Below are 17,928 nucleotides of genomic sequence, written 5' to 3'. Positions count from 1 at the left end.
GCTTGACGATCTTAAATACCATTATAGCACCATACCGCCCTCACCTGAAAGTTCAGCTATACAAGCCGAAACCCGTCGGGAAACCTCCACTGAGAACAGGAGGAACATCCATTCCAAGAAAATTGTAAATTGGGAGTCTCTAACTACGGCGATCTTGAATGTGTACTATTCAAACCTTCTAACAGTTATCGGAAATCATCCACGATCTGAGGATCGATCAGGAATTATCACGCAAAAGAGTCAAGCAAAGACCTGCACCCTCTTGTTATGACCCCTCTTGTTCGCAAAGCACTAGTTTCCGAATGGACACAAAATAATTCATCACTTTATATTCTGTGTTCATAATTCGTGCACAATGTGTTTTTATCATGCTCCATGCATGCGATAGTGCTGGTTGTTGTGTTCTATCACGTACTACAACGTATTCGATCAAAATGGTTTAACTTTTACAATAATTATCTAGAAACTAACTAATTGAAAACACGGCATAGTTTATTTGCGTTCATCGTCACCTCTGATTGATTTCAGAATTAATCCGGAAATGCTGTTTTCACTCTTATGGCTGTAAATCAGTGTTGAATCAATCTGACGGTGTAATTGAGAGCAAAGTTTTCCCGGCACCTAACGGGTAGGTTGATTGCATAGATCAAGGTCACCGCTCATAATTGTTTCTTACTTCAAGTTTACTCTGACTTGTATACGGTTTTGGGGGGATGTACATACCTCGTGTGCTGCGGCTCAGTAAGAGATCAACTTTATCTGAATTTGTTACAAATTCTTGCCCTAGTACAGAGTACATTTTAAAGTTTCGGATAAAGGCGTTTCAGCTTAATCCGAGCATCATCGGTTTTAAACTGCCAATCAACTGATGATTCGCGATTATTTCTATCAGTATTCCAGGCTGCCACCTTGCTTCGCATTTTCTCTATGCAGTCAATTCTGCCAGCAAGGCATTGTCGTTTTAAAACACTGAGTTCAATCTCTGCAATGTTGAGCCAGCTACCATGCTTTGGAGTGAAGTGAATCTCTAAACGGCCCGCCAAGCGCTTGGCTTCAGCTGGCAGGAACGCTGTGTATAGTGAAGCAATGTCATGGGTATTGAGATTATCCATTACTAAAAGGACTTTTTTAGCCTCTGGATAACGATTGTCCAACATTTCTTTAATAAAATTAGCCCATTCTATACGTGTACGGCGCTCAGTGATTGTAACATGTCGACGACCTCCAAGAGGTTCAACTTCAATGAATATGCTGGCAACACCTTTCCTGACATATTCATCATCGACAAGCTCGGGATGTCCAGGTGATGCAGGAATGGGATCACTTACTTCGCCAATCAATTGCATACTTGACTCATCCATACAAACAACAGGATAATCTTTACTGTATGGTCGAGCATATACATCCAGAACATCCTCCATTGCTGCAACAAAGCTTGCATTTTGATCAGGAGGAATTTTCCAATACTTGCTTAAGTGAGGCTTAAGTTCATTTTTTTTAACGTATTACAGACTGTCATTGGGGAAACAGTCTCTACCATTTTTAGTTCAACCATTTTTTCTGCCAGCAACCTCACGGTCCACCGCTCTCTGCCTTCCGGGGCTTTGGAACATGCTAACGCTAAAAGTTGTGCTTCAAACTCTCCACCAAATCGAATTTCCTTTGGTGGTTTAACCCGTGTTTTCCGTTCAATTGCAGCTGATAGCCCTTCTTCTACAAACCTCTTCTTTAAATGCTCAAGGCTACGCGTGGTTACTCCGAGAGCTTCCCCGACTTTCGCAACAATCCATTTGGGACCAAACTCTCCAGCATCGAGCAATAAAAGAGCACGAGCATACAAAACTGTCCTTGCAGCCCTTTTCCCTTTTGTTGAGATTTCTTCTAAATACTCTCGCTCTTCTTTAACCAAAGTTACTCGATAACGGGGTGCCATATAGTCTCCTTAAAAATTGTGAGACTATTGTAACATGTTGACACGAGATGCGAAATGTTAATTTTTACACTGTACTAGGCCTAATTGGGTTAATTGCTTTTTCCAAAAAAGATATAGGAGATTAAATGAAAATGAAATATTTGATTCCTCAGAGAACCTTTCGTCAAAGAAAATCTCATATACCACGTCTTGTTGCACTCTTTACTGTCATGGTTTTAAGCAGTGTTGTAAATCCTGTTATAGCTAACGTAAACATACCTCAATCTAAAGATCAGAACCTTCCAGGAAAAATTGTCTGGCATGATTTGTTTACCCATGACCTTGAGTCATCATCTCGATTTTACCAAGAACTGTTTGGTTGGTCATTTGTCGATTCTTTATCAGGAAATGCAAAAGTAAAACACATATTCTCAGGTGATAATCACATTGGAAATGTGATTGAAATCAAACCACTGACTACCAATACAAGCGAGTCTCAATGGTTGAATTATATGTCTGTGGAGGATATTGATGAAGCTACAAAGCGAGTCGAAGACAATAACGGAATTATCCAGATACCAGTAAGAGAACTTCCGCAAAGGGGAAGCGTCGCTGTATGTCTTGATTCTCAAAAAGCTGTTTTTGCCATAATTAGACCTAATAAAGGGGAGTCCCTAGCTGAGCAAAAAGAACTTAACAGTTGGCTTGGAAGTGAGTTGTGGACAAATGATTTAACTGGAGCACAAACGTTTTACGGTAATCTTGTTGGTTATAATATGCAAACCATCACAATGAGAAATGGCGAGAGTTACCAGGTTTTTATGGGTGATGGTAAGGCCAGAGCAGGCATAGTTAAAATACCTTTTGACGATGTACAGCCCAACTGGGTTCCTTATATAGCGGTCAAGGATGCCATGGCTGTAACTGAAAAGGCAGTGCAACTCGGTGGGCATTTACTTACCGAGGTGGACAGAGATCTCCCAGAGAACGCCGCAGTTATTATCGCGGATTCCTCGGGCGCAGTATTCGGAATCCAGCAGGTAGAGTTGGTGAATAGCAATGAGGGGGATAAAAATGTATCACATTAAGAGACTATCACTCATCCTGGCTATCCTTATTGTCGGCTTTCTCTTGCAGTCCTGTGGTTCACCTGGAAGAACGAATTATGGGGTAAACGTTCACTACAGACAAGGCTGGGGACACCATCATTACCACCATAAGAGATACTACCATCATCGGCCCAAAGTACGCGTTCATGTCAGAACAGATCGTGGAAGACCACACCGACGATAGCTGGCGATGCTCAACCAAAAAAATCAACTGAAGCGTGATTAATCCACTAGTGCATGTCAACGATGAGATGTCGGCATATTGCGAACGAAATGCATGGTGTCAGATCGGAATTAAACCTTAAGGCAGACGTGCAATGAGGAGATAAGGCGAAAATCTTCTATCATTCCAGGCTATTATTAGGGCAACACACAACAGCATTTCCTGAAAAGCCGTCAAAAAAGTCTACTGCTGACTGTTTAATTTACTCTGATCCTATTCATTTGCTTTTACGGGAAAATATTAATTTCTTAGAAGAAGTTGGAGTTGCGAGAAGGGGCTAGAGCTGGGTGAGACGCCTCGGGAGCAGTACCCCATTAATGCACCAATCAATGGGGTACTGAAAAGAGCGAATCCTACCACCCCGGATCACTGATTAAAAGCCAAACAATTATATGCTGTTTGGCTTTTTTCATTATAATGATATTTCCCCATTTAGCTGAGGAAGAGCCATTGGGGGGCTGAGCATAGGGTCGTTGCTTACTTTTCTTTGAATGGAACAGAAACTCCTTTTTCTTCACAGTTTGCAATATGTTTTTCAACTTGGCTTATAAAATTTTTTTCAAGCTCTTCGAAGGTTTCTCCTTCGTAATGAAAATCTGATTCTATGAATAAAATACTTCCTGAAAGGGTAAAATCGTCGGTATTCACTTCGATTGTTCCGTGATAACCACGATGAACGATTGTCTTTTTGGCCATTTACTCTTTCCGTTTGTAGAGATGATTTCGCCGCATGGCAATTTTACTAGCGGGACGGTCTGAATCCACTAGCATACGCAGGGCTTCTAACCTAAACTTTTTAGGGTCAGTTTGGTAGGGCTTTTTCTTGGTGGTCACAAGAGGAGAAAAGGCGGCACCAATCAGAAGATAAATTGAATAGGTTTATCAATTGTTGCGACCTGAATAGACCTCTATAGTGAATCGGAGCACATTGTTTTGAATAATAACCTGTGGTCAAATTAACCTATAGCAATTATTGATAAACCTGAAGAACTGAAGTGCGGAATACCCAGGATGTTATAAACTTTTTCCTATGGGGATTTAACGAATGGCCAAGTGAGGCTGATATTTGTATTTGGGATCGGACCAAGTCAAGTTATCTGAATTACAGTTCATTTGTAGCGAAAAGTGGTTGTTCTAGTCCCTGGAGCGCCTTTTTTATGGGTAAAAATCGACTTCTAAGGAAAGTGGCAGCACCTTTGTTACCTAAAATGCGGCACGGATTTCTCACCACCACCTGACATATTCTTGCCTCAGGGCACCCTTTTTGATACCCAAAAGGGCCTTTTAAGCTTCAAAAACACCTGTTTCCAACACATTAAATCATAAAATTTAATGTGTTGGCGTGGTCCGACCCCATCAATTGTTATTTTAGTCCATGGAGCGCTATTTTTATGAAAGCGTTAAGCTGTGGGTAGCCTCTACCTATACTTGTATCCTTTCAACATTGCAGGTAATTTTTCTCCAAGTAACTTCTTCAGTATTGCCACTTTCACTATTCAACTGAAATACGGGCCGGCAATATGCGAGAATTCACCTCATAGGTAACTGGAAACACAGAAGCTTAACGCTTTCCCAAAATGGCCTTTTAAGCTTCAAAAACACCTGATTCCAAAAAATAAAGGCATAAATTTTAATGTGTTGGCGTGGTCCGACCCCATCAATTGTTATAAAGAACGGGTATTCTACAAGGCAGGAGTTGTATGACAACTATGTACCTTACGAAGGAAAATGTATTTTTTCCTTAATTGGGGATATTATTCCTTGACCGGGGCCTTTTAATGGGTGACCCCTTGTAATTCATTGGTTACGTATTTTCAGGCTTAACTTCTAACCGACAGGCCGAGATCTATAGGAGATATCTTGACTTGGTGATATGGGCAAATGACTACTTTTTTAGTTCAAAATGTGAGCCAAATAAAGACTTCAGCACCCCTTATCTTTTGATTGTAAAAAATCTTATTTGATAACAGCTATAAATAGCGATGGTTTCCAATTGTGTAAAATTATAAGATGTTTTTTTGCTCGACTCAAAGCAACGTATAGTAATTTTTGTCCATTCTCTAAGCTGTGTTGAGTTAGACCTTCATATGTCCATGTACTGCGATCTATCAACTTTTGATAAGGTAATTTATTTTCATTTATCTCGTTGAGAATTACAGCCTCAAATTCAAGCCCCTTAGCCTTGTGTATGGTGCTGCTAGTAATTCCATTTAATCCTGAAATTATATCTATATATCTTTGAGTAGAAAGTGTGTTTAAATCAATGTCGCCTATATTAGCAATAATCTCATCAAAAGTGTCATGTTCTATCGGAAATGTTCTGTTGAAAATGTCTTGAATATCGCGTAATCCATCTTCAATTCTTGTACCTAGGTGGAGTGATAGGAAATTGCTTATCAATTGGTTTGGCTTCTGTTTTAAATCGTCATCAGTAAGAGAGATAGCGTTTTCAAGTATATGATTAGCAATATTTCTTTTAACATTTCGGTATGTGTATATGTTATTATTTATATAATGTCTCGATAACGATTTCAGTAGCGTGTTTGTGGAATTGTAAATGCTTTTGTGAGGTAAAGCACCTGGGCCAACGATATTATATTTATCCCTCAATGATTTACTTGCATTGAAGGCACTAAAATAATTTGTAGATAGTACTGCAATTTCCTCTTGTGGTATTTTGTGTAAAAGTATTAAATTGGCTATCTCTCTTGAGAGAATTTGAGTGTGGTTGCTTTTTTGTGTTTGGATAAAATTTACTTCAATGTCCAAATCCTTATAGCTAGGTCGATTTATAATCTCAGGGTGATCTGTGGTTAATTTGCAATAACTTTTTACTATATGATTTGTAGAACGATAAGTTTCATTTAACTCAATTGAACTGGCATTGAAATCAGATGCGGCTTTCTTGAAGGGGTTGTTAATAGCTCCCGCAAATGAGAAGATTTGTTGCTTTTCATCCCCTACCATAAAGAATGTACATTTGCCGCACAAATTAATAATTCTGAATATTTCGTATTGATATTCGTTTGTATCTTGAAACTCGTCAACTAATATTTCTGTAAACTTGCAGGATAATGATTCTGGAATGAATTTGTTTTCATTTATCAACTTATAAGATCGGTAAAGAATCTCATTGAAATCAATAACTTTTATAGTGGATAGGTATTCAAAATAGCTAAGATAAGTATCCTCAATGGAGATGGAGTGATTCCATTCGATGTCTGTATCTAGTGTCCCGTCTAATCGCCTTTTTATTTTATTTAGTTCATCGACATTGTTCTGACCAAAATGTTCTTTCAGATTAATTTCCGGATAATTTTCAAAGAAAGATATTTGTTGGTCGTAACTAATTACCTTTGGATGGTCCCAGTTGTTAATCCATCCAAAAGGACGAAGGATATATTCAAGGCAAAAGGAGTGGATTGTGCCTATAAATATGTTATCATCCGATGCTAATCTTGATGAAATTTCATCCGCTCCCGCATTAGTATAAGTTATTAACGCAAGATTGTCGTATTTCCTCTTCGTTTTAGTGATTTGGATAGCTCGATTAACTAATGTCCTAGTTTTTCCAGACCCAGGAGATGCAGTAATCAGTAAATTACCAGATTGTTTCATTACAGCAGATAATTGACGTTCGTTTAAATCCATATTCGATATATTTTATTTAATAATGAACTCTAATGCGTCTTTTATGTATTGTGGAACAATAAATTTATTGCTCAAATTTAGAGATAATTCTTGAGCAAATCGGCCTTTTTTAATAGTACCATCAATTCTTTTTAATAGTTCATCAGTCCAGTTTGCTTGGGTGGCCATCAAGTTTTTAAATGATTTACTATGACCAAGATTAACAAAACAAGTCTCTAATATTTTATTATTAGTGACATTGTCGGGGAAAAGATCAACTTCTAATGTATAAGTGCCAGGGAAAACATTTACCCGTCCCTTTACTTCCAACGACTTTGCATTTTTTACAGAAGTTGTCTGTTCATCATCTCCAACTTCATTCCAATCACCGTCTATAATTGCGCATGCCTTTATTTCAAGCTTCCCATCTTGAAACATTTCAAGAAATGGGTCAAAATACCTGCTATGTATTGGTACTACTGAAATGTTTTGCTCTGTGAGGTTAGTACCATATACCTCTTTTGCTATGCTTGGTATAATGAACTGTTCTGCTACGCCTTCTACAAAGATAACTGCGGACGAAAAAAACAGTTCGGATCGTGTGGCGTCGAGATATCTTTTCAATAATAACTGATCTCTCATGGATTTTTTATCATTGGAAATCATTAGAAATGGCGAGAATGACTTGATTGTTTGGTGGTTGTTTTTATAGATTATCTGATTACGTACAAAGCTCAGCCACGTTTATGAAAGCATTTTAGAACTATGGATTTTGGTATACTTTCCAAGCGATTAACAACTGAGTGCTTTTTTGCCATGCGTTCAGAGAGATACCACCACCAGAATCATAAACCCTGGAACGAAGGAAGTACAGATCTAATGTTTTAATATCAATAACATTATCTTTACACCTTTAGTGGGTAGTCGGAATCAGGCTGAGTTTCATACGTAATCAGAATAGATTATATTTAGGTTTTTGTAATCACAGTCACTCGCAATATGAGTGGAGTGGGAGGACATGAAAACCTGAGTATTTGTTAAATCGCTCAAGTTGGCAAATAGAATTTTTTGTAATTGTGGGTGGAGATGAGCCTCAGGTTCCTCAATTAATAGAAGATTGATCTCATTCTCAGAGTATTCGTTGATAAGTCTTGAAAGAAAAATACTAAGATATAAAAGGTTTTTTTGACCAAGTCCTAATGCATTTAATGGGACGTTTTTGCCTTCTCTTGGATTGAAAAATATTTTTAATTGATTCCATACCTCACTATCTTCATTGGCAACAAATCCCAATGAAACCGGGAAAGTGAAATGTTCGCCGGCTATCTCTTTATTCTTACTATATAGGGAATCAGATATTTCAGGTATGAATTCTAGCTTATTAAGATTACCCGAAGATTCTGTTAGTATCGACTTAATGCTATCTAACTCAGATGGCGCTTTTATCCGTGATTTGCAATATTGACTTAATAATGATTTTGAACTCCCAAACAAGTCTGCATGTGTATTCCTGAAACCACTTATGTAAAATAAATTAATCCCATCAATGTCTTTAAAACCTATTTGATTCAGCTTTTCTACTTCATTGTAATCGAATGAATTTCCTCCTCCATATAAGCGCCATCTGAAGTTTCTAATTGATAAATCGTCATTTTCATTGCATTCCTGTCCGAATTTAGATTTATGGGCAAATAGATATGATATTCTTACAGTTTCACTTGATGTCTTTAATGCATGGAGGTTTGGCAATTTGTTTAAGTTGTTTCCATATAGCTCAATACTTATTGATATATAAGAAGAATGTTTCAATTTGTCAAAATTATGAAAATCTTTTTCTTCAAGATTACGCGTATTGTAAGGAATGTCTCGGTCTAATACCAATCGTATTGCCCAGAACAAATTACTTTTCCCTATATTGTTTTCGCCTATTACTGTCTGGAATCCCGAAGTGAAGTCGATATTAAAGTTGTCAAAATTTCTAAAATTATTTATTCTTATATTTTTAATATGCATAAGATAATCAGATTTTAAATGGATGTAGTTTGATGTTTTCTATTATAATTGGATTAATTTAGGTCTTTGCTTGACTCATATCACTTGAAAATATTCCTAGTGTCTGCTGTTGCCAAAGTCTACATATTTCCACTACATCTGAACCATCGTCATTCATCGGTTACTAAATATGCCCCAAGCTGTAGATGGCGTCGGCGTAACAATAATGTAGTACCGCTACAGCGTAGTGGTGACATTGTCTGTGATTACTTGTTGTTATACTTTTACTACCTATTGTTTGTTATTACAATCGGCTACTCAAGCAAGTTTTACATATTTCCAAGCTATTGCGGTTATGTACCGCTTTACTTAGAATGGGCGACGATAAAAAATATGAAAAAGGGGTCAAGTCCGCTTTTGACTTTTACCTAAGCTTTGAACAATCCAAGATATTCCCTGGTTAGCAGTTAGCACGTCAACTGTTATCGAGTTATTATGGCATGCACGCTTGATTTGGCAGTTGCCGGTTAAACTTTGGTGAGCGCATTCCACAATACCCAAAAGTAGGCAACCACTGATATCATCTGAATTTTTCCGTTCGAAAGCCCCTGTTTTAAAAGAGCTGTGGCGTTGTCAGCACCTGATATTGATGCAGCTGAGCGTGTTTGCATAAAATCTTGGACGATCTGTTGGTACGAGGGTATCTCCTGGAACCCGAGCCAACACCAAAATACCAAGATGGCTAGCAACGTCGAGGCGAGAAAGCTGATATTTGTATTTGGGGTCGGACCAAGTCAAGTTATCTGAATTACGCTTCATTTGTATCGAAAAGTGGTTATTTTAGTCCCTGGAGCGCTATTTTTATGGGTAAAAATCGACTCTTGCCTTAGGGTATCCTTTTTGATACCCAAAAGGGCCTTTTAAGCTTCTAAAACACCTGTTTCTAAAAAATAAAGTCATAAAATTTAATGTGTTGGCGTGGTCCAACCCCATCAATGTATAAGTATCAAATTGCGAAGAGGTAAGATTCAACATTATACCATTTACCTCCATTGGATCTACTCGGAAACAGGGTTAAGGTAACGATCAATCAACTACCATAAGCCTGAAAAACATCCTAACTGTAGGCAATTAAGAAATTATCAAGAATATTAACCAAGCAAAGATCTAACCCCTTTTTTGTTGAAGTTTTCAGTTCCCTCAACCTCGCCGAGAAGCTAAAAGAATAGTCCGACAAACACAATCAACCATTTTGAATTTTCACGACTCAACCTTCTTGATACAAGCGAAAAGATGATAATAGATACCGCCGGTGTGGTAAGGATAAGTATGATGGATGTTGGAGAAGCTTCAGGAAACGCAGATTGAATTTCAGCAAGTGCGGAGGCTACAGCTGCTCCTGACATTACAGTGGGCAACGACAGTGACAGGATTGCCAGTTTCAATTTTTTTTGGGAATGAGTTTCCGTATCTTAGGGACACACGCTGTTATTATAAAAATCTGTGAATTGCTTCACTTGCATTGTTTTGAATAATCTCGTTGGCCAGGTCAGCAAAAATTTCGCTCTGATCTCCGACTGGCCCCGTGATACCTTCTTTACTCGCGTAAAACACACCGCTTTTATACGATTCATCCAGTAAAGCATCGACAAATCGTTTTGCTCCGACTTCCACTTTGTGCATTTTTCCAACCAGACACATCATCTTAATCATCAGTTGGAACATGAGCGTTTTTAGTGACGAAGTAGAACTCGTAACTTCTGTACCTGCTGTTCCGCCGGGACTCATCGCAATGAGCCTCACATCCGGATATTGACGGGCGAGTGAAGACATCCACAGGGCACCCATGTATTTGACCGGAGCATAAGGTTTTATTGAATCCGAACGCGATGTAAAAAAGGACCCGTCTGCGATAGTTGCAAATTCATCCACTGATGAAGTGGCTAAATTCGGACGTTCATCCATTCCTGGAATTCCCCTTGCCGCTTCTGAGCTGACATACAGCCCAACTTTGGTCAACATCTTCTTTTTCAGCAATTCTTCCGCCAGCAGGACATGCCCCAACACATTGACTGCAAATACTCGGGTTACTCCATTTTCTGTTGTGTCCATGGGATGTTCTCCGCCCCACCCACCTGCATTCATGACAAGGGCTTCAACAGGCTCGTCCAATGAGTCAATTGCGGAGCGAACAGAGTTCAGATCTGAAACATCGATCAAAAAAATGTCAAAAACAAATTTCCCTGTAGACTTTTCCAGATCCTTTTTAGCTGCCTCAGCCTTTTCTTCATTCCTGCACCCCAGATAGATTTTTTGGACCCCGTCCTGTAACGCCAATTGCCGGGCGCACTCCTTGCCCAAACCTCCATTTGCACCCGTTATCAAAACACTTTTTATCATTTTGTCACCTTCTTGAAGAACTTCTCAACACCTTCATTATTCTGGGCAATAGTAACGGGAAAATCACAATCTTTGGGAAGAAGGGAGTGTGTTACCGGGGCACCCTGCAGAACCATAACGGAATTCCCTTCGGCCGTGCAGATCTTCAAAAAATCCTCAACATAGCCGCCGTTGGGAGACTCGGAGTAATGCTTGGTAAGTCCGTCAAGATGTCTGTAGATTTCATGGATGACATAGATAATTCGTCCGGTGGTCTCTTTACTTGCCGGATTCAGTGGATTCTTCATCTCTTTGTTTTTGGCTACCGAGTACGAAACCATTCCCCAGGGACCATGGGTTTCCCGTAACCACTTCTTGTGCTTATCCCACACACAATCTGTCTCTTTTTCCATCTCTTCCTTCACTATCAAAACAGTACAGACGGCAAAATTGCCTTCGTATCCTTCCGGTGTTGTGTGAACTCCTTCTTTCTCGTTAAGAGATTCACTGTTGCTCCCTTGGGCAAAAGCAGATTGAACCCCGGTGGCAGCTGCCGCCAGGCCAAGCCCAACCCCAATAACTGCTTTGCCAAAATTTCGGCGGGAAAGGGATGGTATAGCTTCATTGCCTTTTTCTTTGTAATCTTTTGATGTCATATTTTTCTCGATTTATAGATATATGGGGTATCAGCAACCGTTGTGGGAGAGTGATTCCCGATGGTTCCCATGAATCAGGGGCATAATTAGTGCCCGACCGAAAACCGCCAACTTCCCCAATTTCTTCGTTGGTCTCAAATTTTAATCCTCAAAATACTTTGTGTATTTCTCCGGTTAAAATTATCAGCCGCCTTGAACTTGAAAAAAATTGCAGGTTTTCGTTCAGGCACTACTTACGAATCTACCCTCACCGCTGATCACATTAAGAATGGAACACGTTCCGCTGTTTTGAGTTGACTATCGTATTGCGGCTAAAGTCTAATGCGGATCAGTTATTAATTAAAATGATCGCTTATAATATTTATTATGAATGAAATTAATTTAACAAAAGTCGATTTAAATCTTCTGAAATCATTGCGGGCACTACTTGAAGAACAACATGTAGGACGGTCCGCAAAGAGAATGAACGTGACCCAATCGGCAATGAGCCATACCCTTTCCAGATTAAGAGATGTGTTTGATGATCCGCTCTTTATCCGTCATGCTAAGGGTTTGGAGCCAACAGCTCGAGCGCTTGAACTCTCCGGTAAGCTTGGATTTATCCTGGGAGAAATAAATACCTTATTGGCACCTAAAACGGTTGATATGACACAGGTACATACGCACTTCCGGATTCAGACCCACGATTTTATTGTTACCTCGTATTTAGCAAAAGCCTTCAAGACGATCAAAGACAAGGCTCCAAATATCATCATTGACGTACAACTCATGGAGAGTGAGTCTTATGCCAAACTGGAAAATGGAAAGCTTGAGATGATCATCGGTGCAGGGTTAATGACGAGTCCTAAATTTATGCAAAAACGATTTACCAATGAATCACTTGTCTGCCTATTGGACAAAGAGAACCCGGTACTGAAAAACTGGAGCGCTGAAGCAATCTTCCGTTGTCCTCATGTACGCTCAAGCCTCCTGGGGGATAAGGATGATCCTATAACACAGTATGGAAAACAAAATGGACTACCTGAAAGGCAGATAGGCATGTATGTAGGTTCCCTCAGTTTACAACCTGCACTGTTGGCAGGCTCAAAACTCATCGCTTTCCTGCCAGAGACACTTGCGGCACAGGCAACTAAGTTTTATAAATTTGAGGTAAGAGAGTGTCCGTTTGCCTTGCCAACATTAACAATCCGGGGAATGTGGCATGAACGACATCAATACGATCAAGTTCACAAATGGATCAGAGACAAAATCAGCAATTCGTTTTAACAGGTAAGCAAGAGCAGAACGGTCACAAAATAGGTTCTACAAACTTTACGTTCTTCATTGGATGGAAATCATTCGCTCTAGATTAATCATGTCAGCTGTTTTTATCATACTGGCAATTAGTAAAAAAAGGGGGTCAATAAAAAGGGGTCACCCATTAAAAGGCCCCGGTCAAGGAATAATACTCCCCCATTAAGGGAAAAATGAATTTCCCTTCGTAAGGTACATAGTTGCCATGGAACTCTAGCTTTACAGAATACCTGTTCTTTATTGCACCCGTTATTTCAACATTATGTGTCGGCAATATCTTTACCGCACCAGTCACCCATCAGGATCAAGGCGAAGGGAGAGATTAGGATTGTGGAACGAAGAGATCCTCAAAAAATCTCGTAGTGGAACAATTCCAATCTCGGGTCCATGCCCCTGTCCGCTTCAGCGAACCCAGAAAATTATTGGTGCCATACTATGTCCAAATGTTTGTACAAGTCTCATGGTTCTTAACCAGCCCTTTGGTGGTTCACAGTATGGGCAGTAAAGAAAGTGGTATTCTATCAGACGGAACGGTTACCAATCAAATCCAGTGGTTTTACCAACCCCTTTCCGAGTTCCCCGTTCCGGCTGAATTTCAGGTAAAGAGTTTATTGCTATCAAACTCAACGTTGTCTTTCATAATGTAAAAGGCGGCCCGTGCGAGTTTGTGGGATAATGCGGCATAGGCAACTGTTGATTTGGTTTTTGCTGATTTTCTGTTGAAAAATGCCTTTGCCTTATCGTCGTACCTCCTGCAAAATTCAGCAGCTTCAGCAAAAGCCCAAGAGAGATATTTGTTGCCATTTTTGCTGTTACCTTTTCTTTTACGCTTGTTATTGCTGGTCCAACTCGTTGGTACTTTCCGGCAATATGAGGAGTAGTCACCGACTTTCTTGAAGCGCTCAATGGGACCAGTCTCCAGCATTATGGTTAAGGCTAAGATCTTGCCAACTCCAGGAATGGTGAGAAGCCCGCTATATTGAGGGTTGAGTTTCATTCTTTCCTGGCAGATATTTTCTATTTTGACAATTTGTTGACTGAGGTAGTCTATACTCTGTTTTGAGACTTCACCGCTGAGTGCTAAATCTTCATTGTCTGCGAGGAGAGGTTCAACATGGTTAGTGCTCGTCTGTTTCATCTTCCTACCACTGAGACTGTGACCACAATTCCTGGCAATAATTCCTTGCAGACTATTGATGAGCGATGTCCGGAGCTTAATCAGATGTCCGCGTTTTCGTAAGAGATCACGTATAGGTCGTATCTCTTTGGGGTAAATGTATCCTTGTGGAAGAATGCCAAGTCGGTCCATATGTGCCAGCCAAAAGGCATCGTGTTTATCGTCAAGGAACTTTAAGCCTGAATACTGTTGCATAGCAGCAGGGTTTGCTAGGTGAACGGTATATCCAGTATCAATGAGACAATCCACAATCCAGTACCAGTTGAAGGTTGATTCAATCGTGATACTCACCATTTCGCCCCTGAATGGTTCCAATTCAGCAAGGATCACATCTTTTTGATTCGGTAACTTCTTGTGATAAACTCGCTTGTCCTCTTGGTCAATTATCCCAATGTGACTGTTGTTTGAATGTAGGTCAATTCCTGTATATAATTGTCTCATGAGGCACCTCCTCTTTGTGTTGAATTCCTCTTTAATTATACCACCATTGCTTGTAGTGGTATTGGGAGATCAACGGTGGTCTCCCGGAGGTGCCTTTTATATGATTATCAAGTCCGCTTTTGACTTTTACCTATGATTTGACCAAACCAAGATATATCCTGATTAGCAGCTAAGAAGTTAGCTGTTATCGAGTTATTATAGGATGCACGCTTGATTTGGCAGTTGTCGGTTATACTTTGGTGAGCGCATTCCACAACACCCAAAAGTAGGCAACCACTGATATCATCTGAATTTTTCCGTTCGAAATCCCTTGTTTTAAAAGAGCTGTGGCGTTGTCAGCACCTGATATTGGTGCAGCTGAGCGTGTTTGCATAAAATCTGTGACGATCTGTTGGTACGAGGGTATCTCCTGGAAGCCGAGCCAACACCAAAATGCCAAGATGGCTAGCAACGTCGAGACGAGAAAGAGAGAAGATAATTTAAGGAACTTTTCCCGAAACTTGAGATCTCTTGTTCTGACTAAAGGGTGAATCGCTGATACAATCAGAACAGCACCGATGGTACCGCCAAGTCCTACTCCCCAGAACTTTACGGGATAGAACATTGCGACTTTTGGTAAATGGTAAAGTCCCAGATAAAGCAACAATGCCCATACACCAATGCAAAATATCCAGCCAGTAACACCTCTAAACAGTAAGCTTGGTTTTTTCGTATAATTTGGTGTGTTCTCAGCAGGTATCTCGTTTTTCACCACAAATCTTGCGAGTTCATCCCAGTTGTCCTCCTCAATAGCCACACTGTGTGCACCTCGCATGTATTCATTGTTATTTACCCGAGGATCGTCTGAATCATTAAACGGTGCACAGCCAGCACTTCCTAGATCCGGCCCCATTAAAAAACCGATAGGTTTGATTTGTGCCAACTTAGGAAAAATACCGACCACCCAATCCGCAGAGGCAGAGAAATTCAGCACATTTCTTACCCTGCCTGCATCAAGAAGTGGTGTCCAGGCGTAGTTTTGATTTACAACACTGCCAGCAAAGGCTATCCGTTCGAACGAAATTTCATCATGCAGTGCCAAGGCCTTTGCCGCAAGATATGTCCCATGACTATGACCAATGTAGGAAAAGTTGGCCTTAGGGTACCTGCGTCGTGCTTCGATATAGATATCAACCAACCAGGCGACTTTCTTTCTTCGTTCCCATGGCAGTAAAAACTGAAGCATAGAAAAATAGCCATAGCTGCTGGTTTCTACAGCTATTTGATCTCGATTCCCCTCGCCTTCAGCACTGAAAACGGCACGAGCACGATTTGCTATTTTTTGTGTCCAATGGCCTTCGTCACGAATGCCATGAATGACAAATACTACTCTTTTCACATTGGGATCTGGGGGGATTGGTTCCTCATCCCAAGGCAAAATCGGATAAACCTCGTTGTCTTCAAGAGAATGGATTCTGAAGTCATTCTCTTTAGGTTGATTGAGATCAGGCTTAAGTGCATTGCGAAAAATAGTCTTTCTGGCGTCACCGAGAGTCTCATGGTCAAATTCAATCAATTCAGCATGGTTTGAGTATGGGACATCATAAAAAATGGCCCTGCTCATTGAAGATGCGTCAACCATATCACGCCATGAAACAATCTCATCCTTTGAGCCCAGCAATTGGACAACAAGGGGTAGCTCTTCCTGGAGCTTCAACCAATGGAGTCGCAGCCACGTTATGAGGGGAGAGCCGCGACGTATCTGGAGTAGCCAGGCGTCCCAATCTCTTCGCTGAGCTGTTTTGGCAATAAAATGTGCAGGCGTCATTAAGAGTAATCCCAAAGACCAGGCAATTTTGTACGTGACTGGTAAGTGGTGTGAAATTTCCCAGCCCCGAGTAATCGGTGCAAGTAAAACCATTTGAATCCGGTCGGCCTCTATCCCTCTCAAACCTGTATCACTTCCAGAGAGTCGTGCGAGTATATAAACAATCTGAGCAAGAACGCCTCCGGCACTATGGCCGATAAGGTAGACGCGCTGAAAACCACCCCCAGTGTGTTTTTCAATTTCATCATCTAATAAAGTGAGGATCTGCTTACCCAGTTCCTTGAAATCATAGAGACGGTGCCATGCCAGAGGTAATTGTGGAACGAGAATTCGAACTGGTGATAATTGTTCTTCCACAACACTGATTAAGCCTTTGCTCTTGAGTATATTGGAATCCATCCCGTGCAAAAAGAGTACGAGATTCTCACTGTTTTCAGAACCCAAAACAGTCGTGTCGGCTATAAGCTTTTTTTCCTGTTCTTTCATTTTCATTCCTCGGTGATCTGGATTTATAAATGAGACAGCTCAAAAAAGTTTCTAACAGTGTAATGCAGGAATGCGCTTTCCCGCCTTTCATGTGGAGTTCATCACGAATGATGGAACCCGTATTCATTAAAAATGAGTCAAGTCCGCTTTTGACCTTTAGCGTTTGTTTATCAAGAAAAGATACATTGAATAGGTTTATCAGTTGTTGCGACCAGAATGGGCCTCAACAGTAAATCGAAGCACAAATTCTTGAATTACAACCTGTGGTCAAATTAACTTATAGCAATTATAGATAAACCTGAAGAACTGAAGTGCGAGGTCGACTTGAAAAGACAATGAATGTATTCGGCCTGAGTCGTTTTGATAAAACTTTAACAACGCCGGAAAGTAGGGGCGGGACAAAAAAAGACGCAACTATCCTAAATACGGGTATTGTATACTCCAGGATAATACCTGCGTCCGCCGTACTCGGCCTTCTCTTTGACCGTGAATTTCAACGCCCTCCTTCCTTCCAACCGCATTTCGGGAGCGGGACTGGTAAACTTCCTCGGACTTTAGCAGTATCTCAAGGACATAACTCAAGTCTATCCTTGAAAAAGCGCTGTAGCAAGAATTATAGTGAGATGTTTCGGGTGATACGTGACTACAAAGTATTGATTATTTGAAAATCCAGAGCGACCAGTTTTGCACCATTCCTCCTAGTGTCATGTCATGTGTCAAATGTCGTAATAATGCGAAGCTTTTTTCTTTTCCTGCAAGGCACGACTGCTGGAGCACAGCAGCGCTATTTAACAGAAGGCGTAACGAAAGTCAGGGAGTGAAA

The 17,928-nt window shown here is 40.4% G+C and carries 11 protein-coding genes; 2 read left to right on the top strand and 9 right to left on the bottom strand.

The annotated features are described in order from the left end of the window. Positions 1-800: 800 nt before the first annotated feature. Positions 801-1,933 (bottom strand): IS630 family transposase gene (locus tag FCL46_RS09365; protein ID WP_228723369.1). Its coding sequence is split into 2 segments (ribosomal slippage): positions 801-1,504 and positions 1,504-1,933, totalling 1,134 coding nucleotides; the frame shifts between segments, so codons are not numbered across the junction. A gap of 125 nt (positions 1,934-2,058) precedes the next feature. Here FCL46_RS09365 and FCL46_RS09360 point away from each other — a divergent pair. Next, the gene (locus FCL46_RS09360) at positions 2,059-3,000 is read left to right on the top strand and encodes a VOC family protein (protein ID WP_136806217.1); all 942 of its coding nucleotides are present in this window, start codon (positions 2,059-2,061) and stop codon (positions 2,998-3,000) included. A 721-nt stretch (positions 3,001-3,721) separates the two neighbouring features. Here FCL46_RS09360 and FCL46_RS09355 read toward each other — a convergent pair. The 6 genes from FCL46_RS09355 to FCL46_RS09330 all read right to left on the bottom strand — a co-directional run bounded on the left by FCL46_RS09355 (position 3,722) and on the right by FCL46_RS09330 (position 11,901). Further along, the gene (locus FCL46_RS09355; protein WP_136806216.1) at positions 3,722-3,940 is read right to left on the bottom strand and encodes a hypothetical protein; all 219 of its coding nucleotides are present in this window, start codon (positions 3,938-3,940) and stop codon (positions 3,722-3,724) included. A gap of 1,260 nt (positions 3,941-5,200) precedes the next feature. Continuing rightward, a complete protein-coding gene (locus FCL46_RS09350) occupies positions 5,201-6,895 on the bottom strand; it encodes a UvrD-helicase domain-containing protein (RefSeq protein WP_136806215.1) in 1,695 nt (564 codons plus the stop codon). Between the two features lie 12 nt (positions 6,896-6,907). Next, positions 6,908-7,516, bottom strand: coding sequence for a TOPRIM nucleotidyl transferase/hydrolase domain-containing protein (locus FCL46_RS09345; RefSeq protein WP_136806214.1), 609 nt, complete (start codon positions 7,514-7,516; stop codon positions 6,908-6,910). A gap of 300 nt (positions 7,517-7,816) precedes the next feature. After that, on the bottom strand, positions 7,817-8,887 hold the full coding sequence (locus FCL46_RS09340; RefSeq protein WP_136806213.1) for an ATP-dependent nuclease: 1,071 nt from the start codon (positions 8,885-8,887) through the stop codon (positions 7,817-7,819). A gap of 1,470 nt (positions 8,888-10,357) precedes the next feature. Next, entirely contained in the window at positions 10,358-11,266 is a 909-nt protein-coding gene (locus FCL46_RS09335) for an SDR family NAD(P)-dependent oxidoreductase (RefSeq protein ID WP_136806212.1), read from the bottom strand. After that, a complete protein-coding gene (locus tag FCL46_RS09330) occupies positions 11,263-11,901 on the bottom strand; it encodes a hypothetical protein (RefSeq protein WP_136806211.1) in 639 nt (212 codons plus the stop codon). Before FCL46_RS09330 ends, FCL46_RS09335 begins: the two co-directional genes overlap by 4 nt. A gap of 366 nt (positions 11,902-12,267) precedes the next feature. On the opposite strand from FCL46_RS09330, the gene FCL46_RS09325 reads away from it, so the two are divergent. Continuing rightward, on the top strand, positions 12,268-13,167 hold the full coding sequence (locus FCL46_RS09325) for a LysR family transcriptional regulator (RefSeq protein WP_136806210.1): 900 nt from the start codon (positions 12,268-12,270) through the stop codon (positions 13,165-13,167). A gap of 622 nt (positions 13,168-13,789) precedes the next feature. On the opposite strand, the gene FCL46_RS09320 is transcribed toward FCL46_RS09325, so the two are convergent. Together FCL46_RS09320 and FCL46_RS09315 are read right to left on the bottom strand one after the other, a co-directional pair. Beyond that, complete coding sequence (locus FCL46_RS09320; protein ID WP_136806209.1) at positions 13,790-14,812, bottom strand: IS110 family RNA-guided transposase; 1,023 nt, start codon at positions 14,810-14,812, stop codon at positions 13,790-13,792. 229 nt (positions 14,813-15,041) lie between these two features. Next, positions 15,042-17,105 carry an alpha/beta hydrolase gene (locus tag FCL46_RS09315; RefSeq protein WP_167505792.1) on the bottom strand — a complete coding sequence of 688 codons (2,064 nt, stop codon included), beginning with the start codon at positions 17,103-17,105 and terminating at the stop codon, positions 15,042-15,044. Positions 17,106-17,928 lie beyond the last annotated feature (823 nt).

It is taken from the genome of Desulfosediminicola flagellatus (assembly GCF_005116655.2).
Classification (GTDB): domain Bacteria; phylum Desulfobacterota; class Desulfobulbia; order Desulfobulbales; family Desulfocapsaceae; genus Desulfopila; species Desulfopila flagellata.
The sequence above is the reverse complement of the archived record's forward strand: the minus strand, read 5'-3'. Positions and strand labels throughout refer to the sequence as shown.

What these genes read in the sequence shown, in the direction of transcription:
- FCL46_RS09315 (WP_167505792.1), bottom strand. Translation starts at nt 17,105, where the DNA reads ATGAAAGAACAGGAAAAAAAGCTTATAGCCGACACGACTGTTTTGGGT.
- FCL46_RS09360 (WP_136806217.1), top strand. Translation starts at nt 2,059, where the DNA reads ATGAAAATGAAATATTTGATTCCTCAGAGAACCTTTCGTCAAAGAAAA.
- FCL46_RS09350 (WP_136806215.1), bottom strand. Translation starts at nt 6,895, where the DNA reads ATGGATTTAAACGAACGTCAATTATCTGCTGTAATGAAACAATCTGGT.
- FCL46_RS09340 (WP_136806213.1), bottom strand. Translation starts at nt 8,887, where the DNA reads ATGCATATTAAAAATATAAGAATAAATAATTTTAGAAATTTTGACAAC.
- FCL46_RS09335 (WP_136806212.1), bottom strand. Translation starts at nt 11,266, where the DNA reads ATGATAAAAAGTGTTTTGATAACGGGTGCAAATGGAGGTTTGGGCAAG.
- FCL46_RS09330 (WP_136806211.1), bottom strand. Translation starts at nt 11,901, where the DNA reads ATGACATCAAAAGATTACAAAGAAAAAGGCAATGAAGCTATACCATCC.
- FCL46_RS09320 (WP_136806209.1), bottom strand. Translation starts at nt 14,812, where the DNA reads ATGAGACAATTATATACAGGAATTGACCTACATTCAAACAACAGTCAC.
- FCL46_RS09325 (WP_136806210.1), top strand. Translation starts at nt 12,268, where the DNA reads ATGAATGAAATTAATTTAACAAAAGTCGATTTAAATCTTCTGAAATCA.
- FCL46_RS09345 (WP_136806214.1), bottom strand. Translation starts at nt 7,516, where the DNA reads ATGAGAGATCAGTTATTATTGAAAAGATATCTCGACGCCACACGATCC.
- FCL46_RS09355 (WP_136806216.1), bottom strand. Translation starts at nt 3,940, where the DNA reads ATGGCCAAAAAGACAATCGTTCATCGTGGTTATCACGGAACAATCGAA.